The organism is Candidatus Nitrospira neuquenensis, from assembly GCF_979578155.1.
Map to the genome: position 1 here is coordinate 1 of NZ_CEFZDU010000001.1, position 18,776 is coordinate 18,776.

The 18,776-nt window shown below is 69.7% G+C and carries 19 protein-coding genes and 1 tRNA gene; 8 read left to right on the plus strand and 12 right to left on the minus strand.

Translation table 11 applies throughout. From position 1 onward, the window contains the following. The first annotated feature begins 116 nt into the window (after nt 1-116). Nucleotides 117-192 (plus strand) — tRNA-Phe (locus tag AC1U7O_RS00005). 52 nt (nt 193-244) lie between these two features. Here AC1U7O_RS00005 and AC1U7O_RS00010 read toward each other — a convergent pair. Continuing rightward, nucleotides 245-1,096 carry a TrmH family RNA methyltransferase gene (locus tag AC1U7O_RS00010; RefSeq protein ID WP_479892452.1) on the minus strand — a complete coding sequence of 284 codons (852 nt, stop codon included), beginning with the start codon at nt 1,094-1,096 and terminating at the stop codon, nt 245-247. 86 nt (nt 1,097-1,182) lie between these two features. Between AC1U7O_RS00010 and AC1U7O_RS00015 the strand changes: the two genes are divergently transcribed. Beyond that, the gene (locus AC1U7O_RS00015; protein WP_479892453.1) at nt 1,183-1,650 is read left to right on the plus strand and encodes a helix-turn-helix domain-containing protein; all 468 of its coding nucleotides are present in this window, start codon (nt 1,183-1,185) and stop codon (nt 1,648-1,650) included. Here AC1U7O_RS00015 and AC1U7O_RS00020 read toward each other — a convergent pair. Further along, nucleotides 1,647-3,623 carry an OPT family oligopeptide transporter gene (locus tag AC1U7O_RS00020; protein WP_479892454.1) on the minus strand — a complete coding sequence of 659 codons (1,977 nt, stop codon included), beginning with the start codon at nt 3,621-3,623 and terminating at the stop codon, nt 1,647-1,649. The two genes, AC1U7O_RS00015 and AC1U7O_RS00020, sit on opposite strands and share 4 nt — an antisense overlap. A gap of 107 nt (nt 3,624-3,730) precedes the next feature. Here AC1U7O_RS00020 and AC1U7O_RS00025 point away from each other — a divergent pair, with 107 nt between their 5' ends. Continuing rightward, entirely contained in the window at nt 3,731-5,386 is a 1,656-nt protein-coding gene (locus AC1U7O_RS00025) for an alpha-keto acid decarboxylase family protein (protein ID WP_479892455.1), read from the plus strand. A gap of 21 nt (nt 5,387-5,407) precedes the next feature. Here the strand turns inward: AC1U7O_RS00025 and AC1U7O_RS00030 are convergent, their stop codons facing one another. Beyond that, nucleotides 5,408-5,596: a hypothetical protein gene (locus AC1U7O_RS00030; protein ID WP_479892457.1), complete on the minus strand. Its 189-nt coding sequence runs from the start codon at nt 5,594-5,596 to the stop codon at nt 5,408-5,410. A 581-nt stretch (nt 5,597-6,177) separates the two neighbouring features. Beyond that, nucleotides 6,178-6,495: a winged helix-turn-helix transcriptional regulator gene (locus AC1U7O_RS00035; RefSeq protein WP_479892459.1), complete on the minus strand. Its 318-nt coding sequence runs from the start codon at nt 6,493-6,495 to the stop codon at nt 6,178-6,180. A 175-nt stretch (nt 6,496-6,670) separates the two neighbouring features. Between AC1U7O_RS00035 and AC1U7O_RS00040 the strand changes: the two genes are divergently transcribed. Then, the gene (locus tag AC1U7O_RS00040; protein WP_479892460.1) at nt 6,671-7,267 is read left to right on the plus strand and encodes a protoglobin domain-containing protein; all 597 of its coding nucleotides are present in this window, start codon (nt 6,671-6,673) and stop codon (nt 7,265-7,267) included. A 203-nt stretch (nt 7,268-7,470) separates the two neighbouring features. Here AC1U7O_RS00040 and proC read toward each other — a convergent pair whose 3' ends face one another. Continuing rightward, nucleotides 7,471-8,295 carry a pyrroline-5-carboxylate reductase gene (gene proC, locus AC1U7O_RS00045; protein ID WP_479892461.1) on the minus strand — a complete coding sequence of 275 codons (825 nt, stop codon included), beginning with the start codon at nt 8,293-8,295 and terminating at the stop codon, nt 7,471-7,473. A gap of 142 nt (nt 8,296-8,437) precedes the next feature. On the opposite strand from proC, the gene AC1U7O_RS00050 reads away from it, so the two are divergent. Continuing rightward, nucleotides 8,438-9,511: a HEAT repeat domain-containing protein gene (locus AC1U7O_RS00050; RefSeq protein WP_479892462.1), complete on the plus strand. Its 1,074-nt coding sequence runs from the start codon at nt 8,438-8,440 to the stop codon at nt 9,509-9,511. Between the two features lie 125 nt (nt 9,512-9,636). Next, a complete protein-coding gene (locus AC1U7O_RS00055; RefSeq protein ID WP_479892463.1) occupies nt 9,637-10,185 on the plus strand; it encodes a hypothetical protein in 549 nt (182 codons plus the stop codon). 22 nt (nt 10,186-10,207) lie between these two features. Here AC1U7O_RS00055 and AC1U7O_RS00060 read toward each other — a convergent pair whose 3' ends face one another. From AC1U7O_RS00060 to AC1U7O_RS00085, 6 genes are read right to left on the minus strand one after another with little or no spacing between them, the layout of a single operon-like run. Continuing rightward, on the minus strand, nt 10,208-10,651 hold the full coding sequence (locus AC1U7O_RS00060; protein WP_479892464.1) for a type II toxin-antitoxin system VapC family toxin: 444 nt from the start codon (nt 10,649-10,651) through the stop codon (nt 10,208-10,210). A gap of 3 nt (nt 10,652-10,654) precedes the next feature. After that, nucleotides 10,655-10,912, minus strand: coding sequence for a hypothetical protein (locus AC1U7O_RS00065; RefSeq protein ID WP_479892465.1), 258 nt, complete (start codon nt 10,910-10,912; stop codon nt 10,655-10,657). Between the two features lie 28 nt (nt 10,913-10,940). Further along, on the minus strand, nt 10,941-12,065 hold the full coding sequence (locus tag AC1U7O_RS00070; protein WP_479892466.1) for an LPP20 family lipoprotein: 1,125 nt from the start codon (nt 12,063-12,065) through the stop codon (nt 10,941-10,943). Nucleotides 12,066-12,077: 12 nt separating this feature from the next. Continuing rightward, nucleotides 12,078-13,580, minus strand: coding sequence for a COG3014 family protein (locus tag AC1U7O_RS00075; RefSeq protein WP_479892467.1), 1,503 nt, complete (start codon nt 13,578-13,580; stop codon nt 12,078-12,080). Between the two features lie 43 nt (nt 13,581-13,623). After that, nucleotides 13,624-14,268: a penicillin-binding protein activator LpoB gene (locus AC1U7O_RS00080; RefSeq protein ID WP_479892468.1), complete on the minus strand. Its 645-nt coding sequence runs from the start codon at nt 14,266-14,268 to the stop codon at nt 13,624-13,626. A gap of 28 nt (nt 14,269-14,296) precedes the next feature. After that, a complete protein-coding gene (locus AC1U7O_RS00085) occupies nt 14,297-14,875 on the minus strand; it encodes a hypothetical protein (protein ID WP_479892469.1) in 579 nt (192 codons plus the stop codon). A 226-nt stretch (nt 14,876-15,101) separates the two neighbouring features. Between AC1U7O_RS00085 and AC1U7O_RS00090 the strand changes: the two genes are divergently transcribed. Beyond that, nucleotides 15,102-15,272 (plus strand): hypothetical protein, encoded by a 171-nt coding sequence (locus AC1U7O_RS00090; protein WP_479892470.1) that lies wholly within the window; start codon nt 15,102-15,104, stop codon nt 15,270-15,272. A gap of 55 nt (nt 15,273-15,327) precedes the next feature. Here AC1U7O_RS00090 and AC1U7O_RS00095 read toward each other — a convergent pair whose 3' ends face one another. Further along, nucleotides 15,328-16,683 carry a caspase family protein gene (locus AC1U7O_RS00095; RefSeq protein WP_479892471.1) on the minus strand — a complete coding sequence of 452 codons (1,356 nt, stop codon included), beginning with the start codon at nt 16,681-16,683 and terminating at the stop codon, nt 15,328-15,330. Between the two features lie 201 nt (nt 16,684-16,884). Between AC1U7O_RS00095 and acs the strand changes: the two genes are divergently transcribed. Beyond that, on the plus strand, nt 16,885-18,774 hold the full coding sequence (gene acs / locus AC1U7O_RS00100) for an acetate--CoA ligase (protein ID WP_479892472.1): 1,890 nt from the start codon (nt 16,885-16,887) through the stop codon (nt 18,772-18,774). Nucleotides 18,775-18,776 lie beyond the last annotated feature (2 nt).

Sequence of the window (18,776 nt, forward strand, 5' to 3'; positions counted from 1 at the left end):
AAATGACGCAACGAATCACTCCAGGGTAAGATTTCCAAATGGCTTGACAGGGGCGACGAGCGGCGACTCCGCGCGCCTTGACACCCGCGGAACCGAGTTGTTAAGGTGGCGCCCGTGCCGAGGTAGCTCAGTTGGCAGAGCACAGCCCTGAAAAGGCTGGTGTCGACAGTTCAATTCTGTCCCTCGGCACCATCCTCTTCCGACCGCCCCTTCCTCTCCTCATCATCCGACCGACCGCCGACGCTCAGCCCCGCGGATCACCCATGCCGATCGCCGGAGGGCCTCCAGGCGCCCTCTCCCCCGGCGCCAGCCCCTTCAGATGATAGAGCGCGATCGCGGCCGAGGCGGCGACGTTGAGCGACTCCACCTTCCCGCCCACCGGGATGTGGAAGCGCAGCGTCGCACGGCCCAGTGTCGCCGGCGAGAGCCCGCGGCTCTCGTTGCCGAGGGCGACGATCGTCCGCGGCGGCGCCGGGCCGACCTCGCGGAGACTGCTCCCGCCCTTTCCCGCCGGCACGGCGGCGAGGATCGCGCAGCCCTGCTCGGTGAATCGCGAGGCATCGGCCGCCTGGAAGAGCGGCAGGCTCACGACCGCGCCGGCCGCGGCCCGCACCACCTTGGGACTGAGGGGATCGGCCGAGTCCGGCGACAGCCAGAGGGCGTCAGCCTCGAAGGCCAGCGCCGTGCGGATGATCGCCCCCACGTTGGCCGGGTCCTGCAGCCCCTCGCCGTAGAGGCCGAGCAGCCGGGTCCGCCTGAAAAGTTTCGCCTCGTCCCAGGCCGGCGACCGGACGACCGCCAGGAGGCCGGGCGCGCTCGTCAAGTCGGACAGCTTGCGGTAGGCCCGTTCCGGGCAGAGGCTCACGCGGGCGGCCGCCCGTTCCAGCCTGGCGAGGACCGCCGGCTCGGCGCGATCGACGAACTCGCGGGTGACGACGAGGGCGAGCAGGAGCGGGCTGTCGCGGTCGAGGAGCTCCAGGATCGGCTTGACGGCCTCCAGGACGAAGGCGCGCTCGGCCTCCCGCGCCTTGCGGTCCCGGAGCAGCTCGCGGATCGCGGCCGCGCGCGCGGCGGGCAGTGTCGCGAAGGTCGGCATGGGGCTCACCAGTACCGGTCCCCGGCGTCCCTGTCAAGGGCGCCTCGGCCGTTGCGCGGCGAATGGCGGTTCAGTATCATCCCGCCATGTCCATCGGGGTCCACATCCAGGCCTGGCGGGAGCACCGAGGCCGATCGGTCGCGGAGCTGGCCGCCAAGGCCGGGCTTGCGCCGGCCGCGTTGGAGGCGATCGAAGCCGGCGACTCCGACCCTTCCGTCTCGACACTCGACGCCCTCTCCTCGGCCCTGGGCATCCCCGCTTCCTGGCTCTTCGCCGAGCCGGCGCAGATCGTCCTGCTCACGGCGGAGACGGACGGCGAGGACGGCGATCCGCCTCCGAGCGACTGCCCCGATCCGGTCATCGAGCGGATTCTCCGCGGGCGGCGGCGCGACCGCGCCCTCTACGCGCTGCTGACGGCGCTGCTCCAATCGGAGGACGAGAAGCTCATCCGCGCCGCCGAGGTCAGCCTGCGCAGCCTGCTCAAGCAGTCCCGCACCGCGCCCCTCCCCTGGCAAAACCGGCGCCCCGGCAACTTCGACCCGCCGGCCGATTAGCTCCGTCGCCCCGCCCGGTACAATAGCGCGGCCACGCCGAGGAAGATCAGCAACCCCGGCCAGGCGCCGAGCGGCGGCGCTTTGAACAGGGCGAAGGGATCGGGATCGATCCCGGGCCAGAGCGCGGTCAGCGCCAGGGGCACGGCGAGGACGATGCCCATCAGGGCTTCGCCGGTCACCAGCCCCGCCGCGAAGAGGAGACCGGTGTTGGTGCCCTCCTTTGAGACACCGACACGCCGCGCCGCCTCGGCGACACAACCGCCGAGCAGGATCGCCGCCGAGAGCTTGAGCGGCAGGTAGATGCCGAGCGCGACGCCGAGCACCGGCAGGCGAAAGCCGGACCCAACCGCGGCCAGCCGCCGGTCAATCAGGATCACCGCAGCGCCGATCAGCCCGCCGAGCCCGATCAAGTCCCAGGGCAGGCCCCGGCCGAAGACCCCCTGGGCCAGGCTCGCCATCAGGGTCGCCTGGGGCGCGCTCAACGGATGGGGATGGGCCGCCGTGGCGGCCCCGATCCCGTACTTGGCCTGAAGCAGCGCGAGCACCGGCGGCAGGACGAGCGCGCCGGTCGCGACGCCGACGACCTGCATGACCTGCTGCTTCCACGGCGTCGCGCCGACCATCTGCCCGGTCTTGAGGTCCTGAAGGTTGTCCCCGCCCATCGCCGCGGCGCAGCACACGACCGCCCCGATCAGCAGCGCGGCGGCCGGGCCGTCCGGATGGCCGACGCCCATGGCCAGCACGAGCAGCAGCGAGGCGAGCATGAGCGTCGCGATCGTCACGCCCGAGACGGGGTTGCTGGAGCTGCCGACCAGCCCCGCCATGTAGGCGGCGACGGAGGAGAAGAGGAACGCGGCGACCGCCATCACGAGCGTCATCCCGGCGGCCACGACGGCCTCTCCCACCGCCTCCCGATAGATGAGCCACATGGGGAGCAGTGAGCCGAGGAACGGCAGGACGATCCACGGAAGCGGGGCGTCGCGCTCGGTCCGCGGCACCGATCCGCCCGCGCCGGCGGCCGCGCGATCGCGCGAGGCCTCCACCAGGCTCTTGAGACTCGCGAGCACGGGACCGCGCAGCTCGACCAGAGTCCAGAGCCCGCCGGCCAACATCGCGCCGATGCCGACGAAGCGGATCTTCCCGCTCCACACCGCCCGGGCCGCCGCCATGCCCGTCGAATCCGGCGGACTTCCGTTCAGGGCGGAGTAGAGCGGCAGCAGGAGGCCCCATCCGATCGCGCCGCCCAAGAACACCACGAGCGCCGTGTTCAGCCCGATGATGAACCCGACGGCGAGCAGCGCCGGCGAGAGGTTCAGTCCGGCATAGAAGACCGCACCGCCCGCGGTCGTCGCGCCCTCCATCGCCTCGCTCCAGAGCCGCGCGCCGCTCTCGCCCAATTTGACGAGCCCGCCGGTCAGGCCCGCGCCGAGGAGGGTCCGCAGGCCGGCGCGCGCCGGGTCTTCGGACACCGCCCCCGCGTCCGTCCTGGTTCCCCAGCCGGCCTTGAGGACTTCCGCCGTCGCGACCCCCTCGGGAAAGCGCAGCCGCGCGCCGAGGATCAGCGCGCGGCGCAGGGGGATCGTGAAGAGCACGCCCAGAAGCCCGCCGACGAGGCCGATCGCCGCGGTCCGCCAGTAGTCCACGACGGGCCAGGCGCCGATGAGGACCATGGCCGGAATCGTGAAGATGATCCCCGCGGCCAGGGCCTCGCCCGAGGAGGCGGCGGTCTGGACGATGTTATTCTCCAGGATGTTCGCGCGGCGGAACAGGCGCAGGATCGCCAGGGCCGCGACAGCGGCCGGGATCGAGGCGGAGACGGTCATGCCCGCGAAGAGGCCCAGGTAGGCGTTCGCCGCGGCAAGCACCGCGGCGAGGACCACGGACAGGATGACCGCCGTGACCGTGATCTCCGGCGGCGATTCCGCCGGAGGGACGACCGGCGCGTCGGCGGGCTGGTCCTGGTCGCGGGGCATGGCGAGCGGGTTCTTAGCACGATCGCCCCCGGCCGTCAAAGCGGCGGAAGCCGACTGGACAGCGGACCGGTCGAGGCGCTACAAGGGGGCGAGCGAAAGGAGCACCCATGACGCAACAGACGACGATCGGGCAATTGGTCCTCGACCGGCTGCACGAGATCGGGGTCCGTCATATTTTCGGCGTCCCCGGCGACTATGTGCTGGGCCTCTTCAAGTTGATCGAGCAGTCGCCCATCAAGACGGTCGGCACGACGCGGGAGGACTGCGCGGGGTTCGCCGCCGACGCCTACGCGCGGGTCAACGGCGTCGGCGCCGCCTGCGTGACCTATTGCGTCGGGGGGCTGAACATCGTGAACGCCGTCGCCTGCGCCTACGCGGAGCGCTCGCCGGTCGTGCTCCTTTCCGGCTCGCCGGGGCTGGCCGAGCGGGTCCGCAATCCCCTGCTGCACCACATGGTCCGCGACTTCTCGACGCAGCGGGCCGTGTTCGAGAACGTCACCGTCGCGACCGCGGTGCTGGACGACCCCCTGACCGCCCAGCGAGAGGTCGAGCGGGCGCTCGCGGCCCTCATGCGGTACAAACGGCCGGTCTATATCGAGGTCCCGCGGGATCGTGTGCACACGCCGGTCCGGCTCACGACCGTTCCGTCCCCGCCGGACAGCGAGGCGAGCGACGAGGCGGCGCTCCAGGAGGCGGTCGCCGAGGTCCGCGAGATGCTCGCGATGGCGGACCGGCCGGTGGTCCTGGCCGGCGCGGAGGTGCACCGGTTCGGCGTCCAGGGTGACCTCGCGCGGCTGGTCGAGCGGATGAACGTCCCGGTCGCGACCACGCTGCTCGGCAAGTCCGTGATCCGCGAGGACCATCCCCTGTACATCGGCGTCTACGGCGGGCTCATCGGCCGCGACGAGGTGCTGGAGTTCGTGGACCAGGCCGACTGTCTGCTGATGCTCGGGTCGATCCTCACGGACATCGACGACGTCGGCGTCCACGCGACCCTGCTCGCGCAGGGGCGGACGATTCACGCGACCGCCGACGCGATCATGATCAAGCACCACCGGTACGACTCGGTCCGGTTCGAGGACTTCGTGCGGGCGCTGGCGACGGCGCCGATGCCGTCGTTCCCCTCACGCCCCCTGCCCGACTGGCCGGCCGAGCCGGAGGCGGCCCCGGCCCCCGGCTCGCCCGTGACGCTGGAAGGCCTCTTCGCCCACCTGAACGGGCAGCTCGACGAGGACACGACCGTCGTCGCCGACGTGGGCGAGGCGCTCTTCGCCTCGGCGGACCTGCGTGTCCACCGCAGCGCCGAGTTCCTGGCGCCGGCCTACTACACCTCGATGGGCTTCGCCGTACCCGGCGCGCTCGGGGCGGCCTGCGCCGACCCGTCGCGGCGCCCGATCGTGCTCGTGGGCGACGGCGCCTTTCAGATGACGGGGACGGAATTGTCCACCTGCCTGCGGCAGAGGCTGGCCCCCGTCGTGATCGTGCTGAACAACCGGGGCTACTCGACCGAGCGGGAGATGGTGGACGGCCCCTTCAACGACGTGCAGGACTGGCGGTACGAGCGGGTCTGCGACCTCATCGGCGGCGGCGTCGGTGTCCGCGTGGCGACCCACGAGGAGTTCGCGGCGGCGCTCGGGGCAGCCCTGGCCGATCCCAAGCGCCCCTACCTCCTCAATGTGCTGCTCAACCCGGCGGACCGCTCCCGCGCCATGGTCCGCCTCGCCAGGCGCCTCGCCCGGCGGATCTCGCTGGATCGGGAGTGAGGAGGAACGACGGGGCGTCGGCTATTTCTTCGCCGCGAACACCTTGGCGTCGCAGGCGAAGTACTTGATCTGCTTCAGCGGGATGATGATGACTTCCTTCTCGGAGTCCACTTCGAGGACTTCCATGTCGTCGCTGATCGTGTGGCGGATCGCATCCCGGACGAACAGTTCCTGGTTGTCGGTGAAGACCACCTTGACCCAATAGACCACGAGCGACTCCCGGTTAGAGATGAGGGACGCCGAAGCGGAGCCAGTGTAGTGCAACGCCCTGGCGGAGGCAAGGCGGAAGGGCCTCATCCGTCCCAGCTAGCCCAGCGCGGTGGTCCGGTCCATGATGTGTGCGGCCTTCATCAGGAGCAGAAGGTCGGCCGGCAACACGAAGCGCAGGGCGGGCTTCTCAGGGCACCTGACGACGGCCGCGCCGGCCGGCCTGCGCCGGGCACCTCTCCGCGTGCGGACGCGCCAGGCCGGCGGCAAGCAGGGCCGGCGTCTCTCGCCCTCGTGCTGGACGGGGACACGAAGAAGGGAATGCGCAGGTCTTCACCGGCGACGACAACCCCGCGGGCAGGCAGGCGATCCACCACGGGATCACGGTGGTGGACAACCGGCGCGCCGTGCGTTCCGCTCTGGGCTATCAGAGCCCGCCGGCATTCGAGGCGAGGCGTCGCCTGGAGGAGGCGGCCCAAGCCGCTGCGTCCGATGACTCACGCTCAGCACCGGCACCCGTGCCTCGACGCACGGGGCGCCTTACGCCCGCCATCCCTCCCTCCGCCGCCGCTCGTCAATGACGATCAGAAACCACGGGTCGGAGCATCCCCTTGACCGACGCCCCTCTCCAACGCCGCTTGCAGCTTCTTCACCTCGACCAGAACGCGCATAAACCGCCTTCCTAACGGCGTCAGCCGGTATTCGACGACGACCGGCGGCTTCTCCCCGTGCACCCGGCGGTCGAGCAGCCCAAAGCGCGTGAGTTTGCGCAGGCGCTCGTTCATCACCTTGGTCGAAAGGCCGGGACAGGCCTTGAGCAACCGGCTCGGTCGAGCCAGGCCGTCGGACAAGAGCCACAAGAGCCGAACGGTCCACTTGCAGCCGATCACCTCTTCGACCATGGCGGCCGCGCCGGGACGTCCCGCCGTAGAGGACGGAAGCCCCGCCAGGTCGGATGGGGCCCCGGGTACTTTGTGGTGCCCTCGGTACCGATTGGTGCGATCTTGCGGCAAAGAGGGGATGTTGGGCACGCTAGCCGGCATCAGCGCCCCATCCGTTCATGAAAGGAGTGTAGCCATGACACACGCACCAGCAATTGCCGGATACACCTACGGCACCGCCGCCGTGTCGCGCTCGCCGGTGAGCCTGGCCGACTTCGAGCTGATGAAACAGAGCGTGCTGTTCACCGACGACGATGTGAAGGCGCTGCGGCAATCCTACGACATCGTCAAAGACCAAGTCGAGGCCATCCTCGATGTTTGGTACGGGTTCGTGGGGCAGCATCCGCACCTCTTGGCGACCTTCACGGGACGGACCGATGGCAAACCGATCACCGAGTACCTGGCGGCCGTGCGCAAGCGGTTCGGCCAATGGATCGTGGATACGGCGCGGGCCGAGTACGATCAAAAATGGCTCGACTACCAGCACGAAATCGGGCTCCGGCACCATCGCGCGAAGAAAAACCAGACGGATCGCGTCACGGCGGTGGACCATGTGCCGTTCCGGTACCTGTTCGCCTTGATCTTTCCGGTCACCGTCACGCTGAAGCCGTTCCTCGCCAAGAAGGGCCATTCCCCGGAGGAAGTCGACACGATGTACCAGGCATGGGTGAAGTCGTGCCTGCTTCAGGTGACGTTGTGGAGCCACCCCTATGTGAAAGCCGGCGACTTCTGAGGTGGCGCTGTTGGGCGGTGGGCGGCCCACTCTCGCCGCCGGTCGGGGATTGGGGAGCCCGGTCCGTCCTCCGTCCGCGAGACCGTCGTCGCATGGGCGGCTGCAGAGGTTCCGCCCGCGTGATGGAGAGGGGTGTCGGTATACCCCACGGCACGGCAGCGGGCTGTTGACGCAATCAGAGCCGGCGCCTCGGTAGCGAGCGGTCAGGAGACCCCTGACTCGTCGCCCAGCTCCCGAGACCGCCGGGCGGCGGTCTCGACCGCGGCGATGAAGGCGGCCCGCACCCGCCCCTCTTCCAGCTTCTGGAGCCCCGCGATGGTCGTGCCGGCCGGTGAGGCGACCTGATCCTTGAGCATCGCGGGGTGGACCCCGCCCTCGATGAGGAGGCGGGCGGTGCCCAGGACGGTCTGGGTCGCCAGCAACTGGGCCGTCGGTCGGGGCAGCCCGGCGCGCACGCCGCCGTCGGCCAGGGCCTCGACCAGCAGGCAGATGTAGGCCGGCCCGCTCCCGCTGAGCCCCGTGACCGCGTCCATCAGCCGCTCCTCGACCTCCACCACCAGCCCGATCGATTCGAAGAGCGCGCGCGCCGCCTCCCGGTCAGCCGGCTGGACGCCCGGGCCCATCGCGAGCGCCGTCACGCCCTCACCGACCGACGAGGGCGTGTTCGGCATGGCGCGCACGATGGGCACGGGCCTCGGCAGATTGGCCCGGACCCTGGCGATGGGATACCCGGCGGCCACGGAGACGATCAAGGCGTCATGCCCTATTGATTCGCCGATTCGAGAGAGCACTTCATCCAGCACTTGAGGTTCGACGCTGAGCACCAAGAGGCCGGCCTGCCGGGCCGCCGACCGATTGTCGTCCCCGACCGCGACGCCGTAGCGCTGGGCGAGATGGGTCCGCCGGTCTGGACGGATGTCCGTGGCATGGATCAGGTCGGGGGGCAGCAGGCTGGCCTTGAGCAGCCCGGCGACGAGCGCCTCGGTCATGCTCCCGCCGCCGATGAAGGACACCCGCCGATTCAGCATGCCGCGAGTATACGTGGGTGGGGCGGCCCCTTCAACCGCGCGGGCCCCCGGCGATCTTGCGCCCGTCCCGGCGATTTCAGTAGAGTGGGGCCGTCGTTATCCCGCCCGTTCGGTGGACGTCTTCCAGCCAGGAGGGGTCATCATGCGTGCGGCCTTCTTCGCTCTTCTCCTTGTGTTCGGACTGTCCGCGACCGAGGGCGCGGCTCGGATGGAAATCCTCACCGAGCAGCAGAAGGAAGCCCTGGCCAAGGCCGAGCGCCTCCTGGTCGAGGTCATCGCCATCACCGACAGGGGCTCGGTGGACCCCGGCCCGATCCAGGAAACCGTCGTGCGGCGGCTCAAGGAGGTGGGCTACCAACCCGTGACGGACCAAAACCAGCCCCACGACGTGGTCTTCCGCGTGAAGTGCGAGCAACGGAAGGTCTGGGAGGGCACGAGCCGGTCGGGCGGCGACGCCGACCTGCCCGATTCGCCCTCGCGGGTCTGGAAGGGCCCGGCCTGTCAGCTCGTCTACCTGCTCGACGGTCAGAAGCGCGGCTGGCACAAGGAAGTCCGCACCGATTTTCAGGACGCGGCGCAGGCCGCCCAGCAGGCCAAGGCCGAGGACCCCGGCGCCTACGCCATGGCCAAGTTGAAGGAGCGGTTGGAGCAGTACGACTTCCCGGTGATCGTGACCGCGGAATGGGGGCAGGAGGCGCGCCTCCTGAAGCTCCTCGACGACCCCGCAACGCCCTCGGCCCGGCGGGTCGTGGTCGTCAACCAGCTCGGGGCCATCTTCTCGAAGAAGGCGGTGCCCTCCCTCCTGACCGCGCTCAGGGACAAGGACCTGGCGGTCGCCAAGGCCGCCGCGATCGCGCTCGGCAACATCGGCGACAAGCAGAGCCTGCCGGCCCTGATCGAGGCGATGCGCACGGGCGCGCCCGAGCTCCGGCCGGAGGCGGCCAAGGCCCTGGGCATCCTCGGCGCCCTCCACGGCGAGACCTCGGTGATTCCCCCGCTGCTCGAAGCCCTCAAGACCGACGACCTGGCCGTGAAGACGGAGGTCGTCTGGGCGTTGGGGAAAGTACCGGACAAGGTCTCCTACGAGCCGCTCTACAAAATCTACAAGACGCTCCAGAACGTCCGCGACAACGAGGCCGATCCCCAGGTGAAGAAGCTCAAGGAGGCCTTGAACTGGAGCCTGAAGCAGATTGACACGTGGGAATACATCCAATAGCGCTCTGTCCCACCGGTTTGTTGCCTCATCCTGCCGGCGGACGCCGGCAGCCAGGATCGTGCCGCGACGCTGGATTCCGGCTCACGGCCGCTCGGCGACCGTGACCGGACTGACGAACTGTACTGATGGGACGCAACAATCTCGGGATGTTGAACAGGCCCGCCGGCGGCGGTCGCGGGATCGGGACGGTGTGCTGCCTGATGATCGCGGTGGTCGCCATCCCCTCGCTCACCGGGGGCCAGGTGGTCGGCGAGGCGGCGGAGATGGAGCGGTTGCAGGCGCGCGCGGAGGAGGCGATCGCGAACGGCGATGCCGAGGGCGCCTCGATGCACATGGGCAAGGCGGCCCTCATGGCCGCGCGGCTGGCGAAGCAAGCGGCCGCGCTCGACCGGCAGCGCGACTACCTGGCGGCGGAAGCGCTCTTTCGGGCCGAGGAGCACGGCTACCGGGCGCTGGCCCTCTTCCAGCGCGCCGGTGGCCAACCCCCGGCCAGCTCGGGGGTTTGCGGGAGCCTCGGGCTGGCGGGGCAGAGCCTGGGCCACGCGCGGGAGTTGCTCGATCGAGAGCCCGATGGGGCCGCGCCGGTCCCGCCGTTTCGTCAGGGGCTGAGGACGGCGGCGGCCCGGTGGGCCGGGACGCTCGATGGCTTGCGGGAGGACTTTCAGTGCCCCTGAGGCGGGGCGCCAGGGGCGCGGGTCAGGAGGCTTCCGGGTTGATCGCCGAGAGGCCGAGGGGCGGGCACGCCTCCAGGAGCCGCCGGTCGGAGCTGACCACCGAAAACCGGAGCGGCCGGAGTTCCAGCGCGAGGGCCAGGTGCAGCGCCTGGACGCCGCGGAGGAAGGGATAGTCCAGGATCAGCCGTTTGGTCGTCGCGAAGGTTTCCGGCCTGGGCGCGATGTAGTGGAAGAGGCCCCGCCCGCATTCAGCCTCGAATTTGAAGACCACCGAATACCAGTCGTCCCTCGTCAGCTCGCCCTGGTGCGCCTTGGCGGCGAGCAGGCCGTAGAACTCCGGGATGGCCGGCGTGCCGAGCACGGCGACCTTGCCCCGCTTGGTCAGCAGCCGGTTGACGAGGCTCGTGCCCGCCTCGCGGCCGTACCGCTTCACCAACGCCGTCGTGTCCAGGTAGTAGACCGGCACGCGTCACTGTCTCCTGCTGACGAGGCCTTCGCCGAGGCTGCTGCGGAGCCTCGTCAGCCGGTCCTGGATCTCCTCCAGGTCCAGCTCCTCGTAGCCCTGTTTCCTGAGGGAGGTCAGAAGGTCCAGACCGTTGACCGTCGCGGTATCCTCGCGGAGGCGGGCGAGCACGCCGGTCTTGGCGGCCCGCCGTTGTTTCAAGCCGGCCGGGATCGGCGGAGTCGCCTTGCCCGTCTTCGCCCTCCTTTTTCCGGCCGTCCCCATACCCGATTCCCCTCCTCGGCCTGGCCGCTCAGCGCGGAGGCTCCCCGCCGTCCGGGCAGGCGCTCTGGGGCGCGGGCCCCGTCGCCGCCGCGTCACCGTATACATAGCCGGCGAGCGTTTTGGCAAGATCGGAGGTCAGCTCCCGCTGCATGACGCGGACCGCCTTGGCGAGGGCCTCCTTCTCGGTGAGGTGCCCCTCGCGCCCGCCGCGGGCGATGGCCGCGACGACGCGGCGGCTCCCCACCTCCTCGATGACGAGGTCCCCGCACCAGCGCACATACTTGAACTGGGGGTCCGGCACGGGGGCTGGCCAGAACCTGACGCTTCCCCGCACCAGCAGCTCCGGGGCGCGGCCGTCCTGCGCGCCCGACGCCGCCCCGCCGTCGCCAGGCCGGCGGGCGGTGACGGGCAGTCCCTCGCGCAGCAGGCCCTCCATGACCGCGTGCCGGATCACCTCGGCCTGGTCGCCGACGATCTCGACGCCGACGGCGAGATTCGCCGCCAGGAACTGTTCGAGCTCCGCGGTGAGCTCGCCGACGCGGTAGGGGGCCGGCTCGCCGCGGCCGTTCGTCCTGATGATGCGCAGGTCGGTGTTCAAGGCCTCCCGCATCACGAGGTGCGAGATCGCTCGCTTCAGGCTCCGCAGCTTGACCAGCTTGTCCGTCGCCTCCCGCGACTCCCGCAGCTCATCCTCGATCTGGCGGTCCGCCTCGGTGAGCTTCTCCAGCAGCGCGGTCGCGGCCTGGGCGCGGTTCATGCCGGCGAGCACGTACTGTCGGCCCGTCCGCTGGTCCGCCCAGACGTCGAGGACGCGCACGTTCTCCAAGACCTTCCCGGTCGTGACGTGGGTGACCCGGTCGAGCGTGACGCGGCGCTCGGTGCTGGTCTGGCCCTTCTGTTCGAGCTGAAAGTAGGACTCCCAGTCCTTGGCCTGGGCCGACACTTCGGCCGTGAAGACCTTCGCGACGGCCGCGTAGGCCTCCTGCTCGGCCGCCGGCCGCGAATCGGCCTGTCCGATGCCGACCAGGTACTGGGCCGCCGGATAGTCGGGGCTCTCCCCCATCACCCACGCCGGCGCCCGGCCTCCTCCGGCGCAGCCGGCGAGGAGGATGAAGCAACCGAGGAAGAGCCGCGACGCGCTGGTGTGGTTCATAATCTCCGTCCGTTACGAGACATGGCGGGTGATGACGAAGGTCGTGCGTCCCTCCGTGAGCGTGACGGTCCGGACGGCGGCGGCCTCATGCAGGGTCCAGCGCCGGCCGACCGGCTGGACCGAGAGCCGGTAAGTGCCCGGGGGAACTCGGAGGCGCGACACCTGGACCTCGGCGGGCAGCGTCCGCCAGCTTCGCTTGTCGGCTTCCTCCGAGGCCACGGCCATCGCGTGCGCGATCATGTGGACCAACAGGCCGACGATCGGCCCCGCGTTGCCGCCGGTGGCGCTGCGCGCCCCGTAGCCGGCCCCCTCCGCCAGCGCGTACTTGACGGCGGCGCGGGCCACGGCCTTGAGCGCGATGGTCGAGAACCGGTCGGCCAGCGTCCGCTGGGCGACCGCCGTCACGTCGTGGACCACCTCGGACCGCCCCCAGTGCTCGCCCCGCTCGCCCCGCAGGGAGACCTCCTCGTACGCGATCCCGCTGGGCTGGGGCACGATCTCCGGCAGGGCGACGCGTACGATCTGGCCGTTCACTCCGTAGAGCGCGCTCTCGATCGCGCGCCGATCCTGGCCGCTCGCGCCGCCGGCGCTCAACGCCCCCTTGGTCATCAGCACGAGCCGGAGCGCCTCGAAGCTGACGGGCAGGTCGAGGAACTGGTCTTCCTTGCGCGGCGCGCGGCCATTATAGCTGATCACCACCAGCTCGGCGAGCGACGCCGTGTCGGCGACGGGAAGCCAGGCCGTGTTCGGGAATTCCTCGCGGTAGGCCCGGTGCTCGGTCTCCAGGTGCAGCGCCTCCGTCAGGCGCAGGAGATCGGCCTGCAGCGACGACGGCACCGGGACCTTGAGCCAGGACCGCGCGGCGCGGTAGCCTTCATAGGCTTTCCGGTAGGCGATGAACGCGTTGTTGAGGTCCCGCGCGGACTCGTAGAGGATGCCGGTGAGGTACCGGGCGAAGGGGTCTTCCCGGTAGGCCTGCTTGGGGGCCGCCCCGTCGGCGAGCCCGTTCAGACGGCGATCGACCAGCCTGGCCTCGACCAGCGCCTCGTCGAGCCGGTCGAGCAGGGCGTAGTTCAAGGCCTTGAGCACGTTCACCATCACCTGCTCGTAGGGGTCGCCCTCGTAGGGCAGCTCGGTGTCGTTGAGGAGGAAGGCCTTGGCCTCCGTGCGGACGCGGCGGGTGTAGAGGGCGTCGATCATCTCGTCCGCCTCCTGCAGCAGCCGGTTGCTGTCTTCGTAGCGGCCGGCGAGGTGGAGCGTCATGCCCCGGTCCATGAGGTACAGCAGGCGGTCCTGGGCGCGGTACTCCTCCTTGGCCTGCTCCAGGACCAGATCGGCCCGCACGGGGTCGCGGGCCCGCAGGCTGTCCTCGACGAGGCTGTAGCGGACGGTGGGCTGGGCGCAGCCGGCCAGCGCCAGGAGGGCGAGGGCCGGGACCAGTCGTCGGAGGGCATGAGCAGCCGCGCGGTCGGTCGGGGGGCGGCCCGGGGGCGATGGTTCGGCTGCGTGGTTCAACGGAGGGGGCGGCCGTTAGCGGACATGATGGATGGCGGTCTCGCTAGAACAGCACTTTCTTGCGTTCGATCACCTTCTTGATTTTTTTCTGCCCGAACCAGGACTTCACGCTGTTCTCCAGGTCCACCATTTCCAAGTCTACCTGGTAGAAGACGGCCTTGACGCCGTCGGTCTCGTCCAGGATCGTGGAGATGGTCCCCTTGAGCATGTAATCGGCGCCGAGTTCCCGGCCCGGCGCTTTCTGCGTGTCCTCGCGCGCGTGGATCGCCTGCTCGCGGCGTTCCTCGCGGATCTCCTCCCGCTCGCCCCGGCCGGCGACGAAAGTCACCTTCTGGGAGTTGGTCAGCTCACGCTCCAGGTCGTTGACGAAGGTCTGGACGTTGATGTGCTCGTGGCTTTTGTTGAGGATCGTGCCGACCACGACGACGGGCCGGCGCTGCTTGTCACGGGTGAAGTTTTCGAGCCAGGGGCTGCCGACCGCCTCTTTCATCATCGCCTCGGCGACCATGCGGGAGTCGGTGTCGTTCCAGCGGCCGCTCAGGTCGGTGACCAGCCCCGGGTCCGCGCGAGTGACCCGCGTGGCGTCGCCGCAGGCGCCGGCCGTCCCCGCCGCCGCCGCGAGCGCCAGGATCGCCGCCGCGCGACCGAACCGTCCTCCAAGCCGCCCGCCGAGCCGCCCGCCGCCCATTCGCCGTCCCTCCCCCCTCGACCGCCCGTCAGTTGGCCGCCCGCTTCTCTTCTTCCTTCTCCAGCCGCTCGAAGGCCTTGTCCGCGTTCTTGCGGACGAAGTCGCGCATCTGGGCGTTCAGTTCCTTCGCCTGCAAGAGGGCGTCCTTCATGTCTTGCAGGGACATCTTGGCGAGGACGTAGTAGGTGCCGGTCTTCTCATCCTTGTACCGGTCTACCGGCCGGACGCCGGTCAACGTGCCCGCCGTGAAGGTCTTGATCGCCCGCTCGACGTTCTGCTCCTCGCTGCTCTTCTTGAAGTCGCCGGCCGTCGTCGAGGCGGCGTAGTCGCGCATCAGGTAGGCGGTGTAGGTCTCGAAGTTCTTCTGGATCTCGGCGCGGGCGCGGTTCTCGGCCGCCTCCCAGGCGAGCGGCTCGTCCTTGACGCCGACGATCGAGCCGACTCCGTAGAAAGCCTTGGTGTCCTTGTCGTTATAGATGCCGGACCCCTTCTTGACCCAGTCGGGCGCGCCGCCGCATCCGGGCAATCCGGCGAGCAGGGCGGCGACCCCGCCCAACAGGATCAGGTGGCGCAGCGGACGGCGGCGCAGAACACTTCCCTCCCTCATAGGGGCCTCCTTGTTCGGTGATTCCTCCAGCGGTCGCCTGCTCCACGATCGGTGGTGCATCGCCTGGGAACGGGGTGAGCTCGAAAGCCGCGACTCCGATGAACGCGGCGGCCGCGCGGCCGGGTGGGCCGGGAACCGTCATGCGGATTCATGCTAACATGCACCCCCGGCAGTGTCAACGAAACCGGAGCCCGATCGGGGCGGGGACGCAGCGGAGGATGCGGCGATGGCCGAGGTGAAGATCGAAGACGGCGTGATCAAGGTGATCGAGCTCGACGTGCAGGACGCCAAGGCGGCGGCGGTGTTGGCGGACTACCCGGAGGCCCGCTGGTCGGAGATCACCCGGCGGGCGATCAAGATCGGGCTGGGGTACCTGAAGGGCGGCGCGCGGGACTGAGAAGCGTCGGTCGCGAGCCCGCGGACGACGGGCAGCGCGGTGCGAGCGACGCCCGTTACGGCTTCGGCGCCGTCTCGCCGGCCCGGTCCACGTAGGCCCTGGCCCGGCTGTCGGTCCCGCCGGTTTCCAGGTAGCGCCGGTAGGCCTCGACCGCCTTGGCCTTGTCGTTCAAGCCTTCGGCGTAGAGCTCGCCCAGCGAGAAGTAGACCTCGGAATAGTCGGGGCTGACGGCCAGGGCCTTGCGGAAGGCCTGCTCGGCCTCCGTGAACTCCCCGCGCCGCTGCAGGACGAGGCCGAGCGTGTAGTGGGAGTCGGCGTTATCGGCGCCGTACTGGACGGCCAGCTTGGCCGCCGCGAGCGCCTCGTCCAGGTTGGGCAGCATCTCCAGCCGAATGTAGCTCTTGAGGACGTAAGCGTCCGCGTAGGCGGGGTTGTAGCCGGTCGCCCGGTCGAGCCGTTCCAGCGCCTCCTCCACCGACCGGCGCTCCTTGAGCAGCGAGAAGGCGATCTCGTACTGCTCCTTGGCTGCGGCTATCCGCTCCGCGTCGGTCTTGGGCTCGGGGCCGATCCGGAAGGCGGCCTTCTTGCCCTCCAGGATGATCGTGTCCCCGTCGCCGTCCAGCCGCGCGAACTGGGGATGCTGGGCCCCCTGGCTAGCCCGCTCCACCTGCCCCTTCACGTACTCGCCCAGCTCGCTCGCCAGCACCCAGCCGTTCTTGTCCGCGTCCGCCGCGCCCTTCATGCCGGTCACCAGGGCCTGGACGAAGGCCCCCTGCCCGTCCAACCGCACGAGACTTTCCCCCTTGTTCGCCGCGGTGAGGACCTGGACGGCGCGCTTCTCCGTGTCGTCCTCCGGCGAGAGCCGCCCCTCCAGCGAGAGCGGCTGCGGGGGCGTGACGTCCCAGCCGGCGAGGCCGCCGTCGATGAGGAAGAGGACGTGCTTGGACATGACGCGGCGGGAGAATTCCTTCAGATGGTCCATGGTGACCGCTTTGGAGGCGGCGTTCGGCTGGGCGTCCCAGGGCACGAGGTAGCCCAGATCCTTCGAGTTCATGTCGAGCGTGGCGCCGGTGTGGCCGGCGAAGAAGATGAGGACGCGATCCTGGCGTCCGACCTTCCGGGGCAGCACGTCGGTCAGGATGAAATGCAGGCGGCGATAACTCGCGTCCCGGTTGTAGACCTCGATGATCTCCTCGAAGTGCAGGTCGCGCAACGCCTGGGCGACGGCCTTGGCGTCGGAGACGGCCCAGGTGAGCTTGGGGGCGACGAGGTAGTCGTCGATACCGATGACGACGGCCCAGGACTTGTAGTACAGGCCTTCGGGCTTGCCGGCCTGACCGAAGGCCGGCGGGGCCGCCGCCAGCACCGCCGCCGCGAGCAATCCGAAGAGCGAGCCTGTCGCGCCGCGCATGAGGTCCGGCCTTTCTCCAGCGTGAGACGCGGTGGGGATTGTCTCTACGTGGATGACCGATGCTACTCTCGGCTCCGCCGGACTGTCAAGGCGCCGCACCGGCCTGGACGGGACCGCTCTTGCAGATCATGGGCCGCTTGCCCATAATGAGGCCGCCGCGTCGGCGTGCGCCGACGGCCGGGGGGACGAAGGAGCACGAGGATGGAAGAAAGGGTCGACAGCCTGCTGCGGGCGGACCGGGTCATCGAGCCGCCCGAGGACACCAAAGCCCGCGCCCATATCAAGGATTACGACGCCGCCTACCGGCGCTCCATCGCCGACCCCGAGGCCTTCTGGGACGGCGTCGCCCGGGAGCTGGACTGGTTCACGCCCTGGACGCGCGTCCTCGACTGGAACTATCCCTGGGCCACGTGGTTCGTCGGCGCGCGCTGCAACATCGCCTATAACTGCCTCGACCGCCACGTGAAGACCTGGCGCAAGAACAAGGTCGCGATCATCTGGGTCGGCGAGCAGGGCCAGGAGCGGATCTTCACGTACGGCGAGCTGCTCCGCCGGGTCAACCGGTGCGCGAACGGCCTGAAGGCGCTCGGCCTGCGCCAGGGCGACCGCGTCAGCATCTACCTGCCCAAGATCCCCGAGCAGATCGTCGCCATGCTCGCCTGCGCCCGGCTGGGCGTGGTCCACAGCGTCGTCTACTCGGGGTTCAGCGCCCCCGCGTTGGAGAGCCGGATCAAGGACGCGGAATCGCGGGTCGTCATCACGGCGGACGTCGGCTACGACCGCGGCAAGAGCGTGAACCTGAAAGGCGTCGTGGACCAGGCGGTCGCCAACTGTCCGTCGGTCGAGACGGTCGTCGTGGTGCGGCGCGAGAAGCCCGGCGCACCCCTCGCGGCGCCGAAGGAGCTGGACTGGGACGACTGGCTCGCCGGCCAGAACGCCCTCTGCGAGGCCGTGCCGCTCGACGCCGAGGCGCCGCTCTACATCCTCTACACCTCCGGCACGACCGGCAAGCCCAAGGGCGTCGTCCACGTCCACGGCGGCTACATGGTCGGGACCTACATCACGACGAAGTACGTCTTCGACCTGCACGAGGACGACGTCTATTTTTGCGTCGCCGACCCCGGCTGGGTCACCGGCCACAGCTACATCGTCTACGGCCCCCTGCTCAACGGCGCCACGATCCTGACCGCCGAGGGCAAACCGGATTATCCCGACCCCGGCCGCTGGTGGGGCCTGATCGAGCAGTACGGCGTGTCGGTCTTCTACACGACGCCGACGGCGATCCGGCTCCTGATGAAGTACGGCGAGGAGTGGCCCCGCGCGCACGACCTCTCGTCCCTGCGGATCCTGGGGAGCGTCGGCGAGCCGATCAACCCCGAAGCCTGGGAATGGTTCCACCGCGTGACCGGGAGCCGGCATCCCATCATGGACACCTGGTGGCAGACCGAAACCGGCATGATCCTCGTCACGCCCCTCCCCTGCGTGCCGCTCAAGCCCGGCTCCGCCTCGCGGCCCTTCCTCGGCGTCGAGGCCGACGTGGTGGACCGCGAGGGACGGAGCCTCCCCGCCAACGCGGGCGGCTTCGCCGTCATCAAGAAGCCCTGGCCGGCCATGATGCGCACCATCTACAAGGACCCGGACCGCTACAAGGTCTACTGGCAGACCATCCCCAACGCCTACACCGCCGGTGACGTCTGCCGCAAGGACGAGGACGGCTACTTCTGGTTCATGGGGCGGGCGGACGACGTCATCAAGGTCGCGGGCAACCGGATCGGCACGGCGGAGGTGGAAAGCGCGCTCGTCGGGCACCCGGCCGTCGCCGAGGCGGCCGTCATCGGCAAGCCCCACAAGACGGCGGGCGAGGCGATCAAGGCCTTCGTCATCCTGAAGCAGGGCCAGCGGGACAGCCCGGAGCTCATCCAGTCCCTCAAGGACCAGGTGCTCAAGGAGCTGGGCAAGATCGCCGTCCCGCAGGAGGTCGAGATCGTGCCCTCGCTTCCCAAGACGAGGTCGGGCAAAATCATGCGCCGGGTGCTCAAGGCCAAGGAGCTCGGCCAAGACCCCGGCGACCTCTCGACGATCGAGGAGTAGGC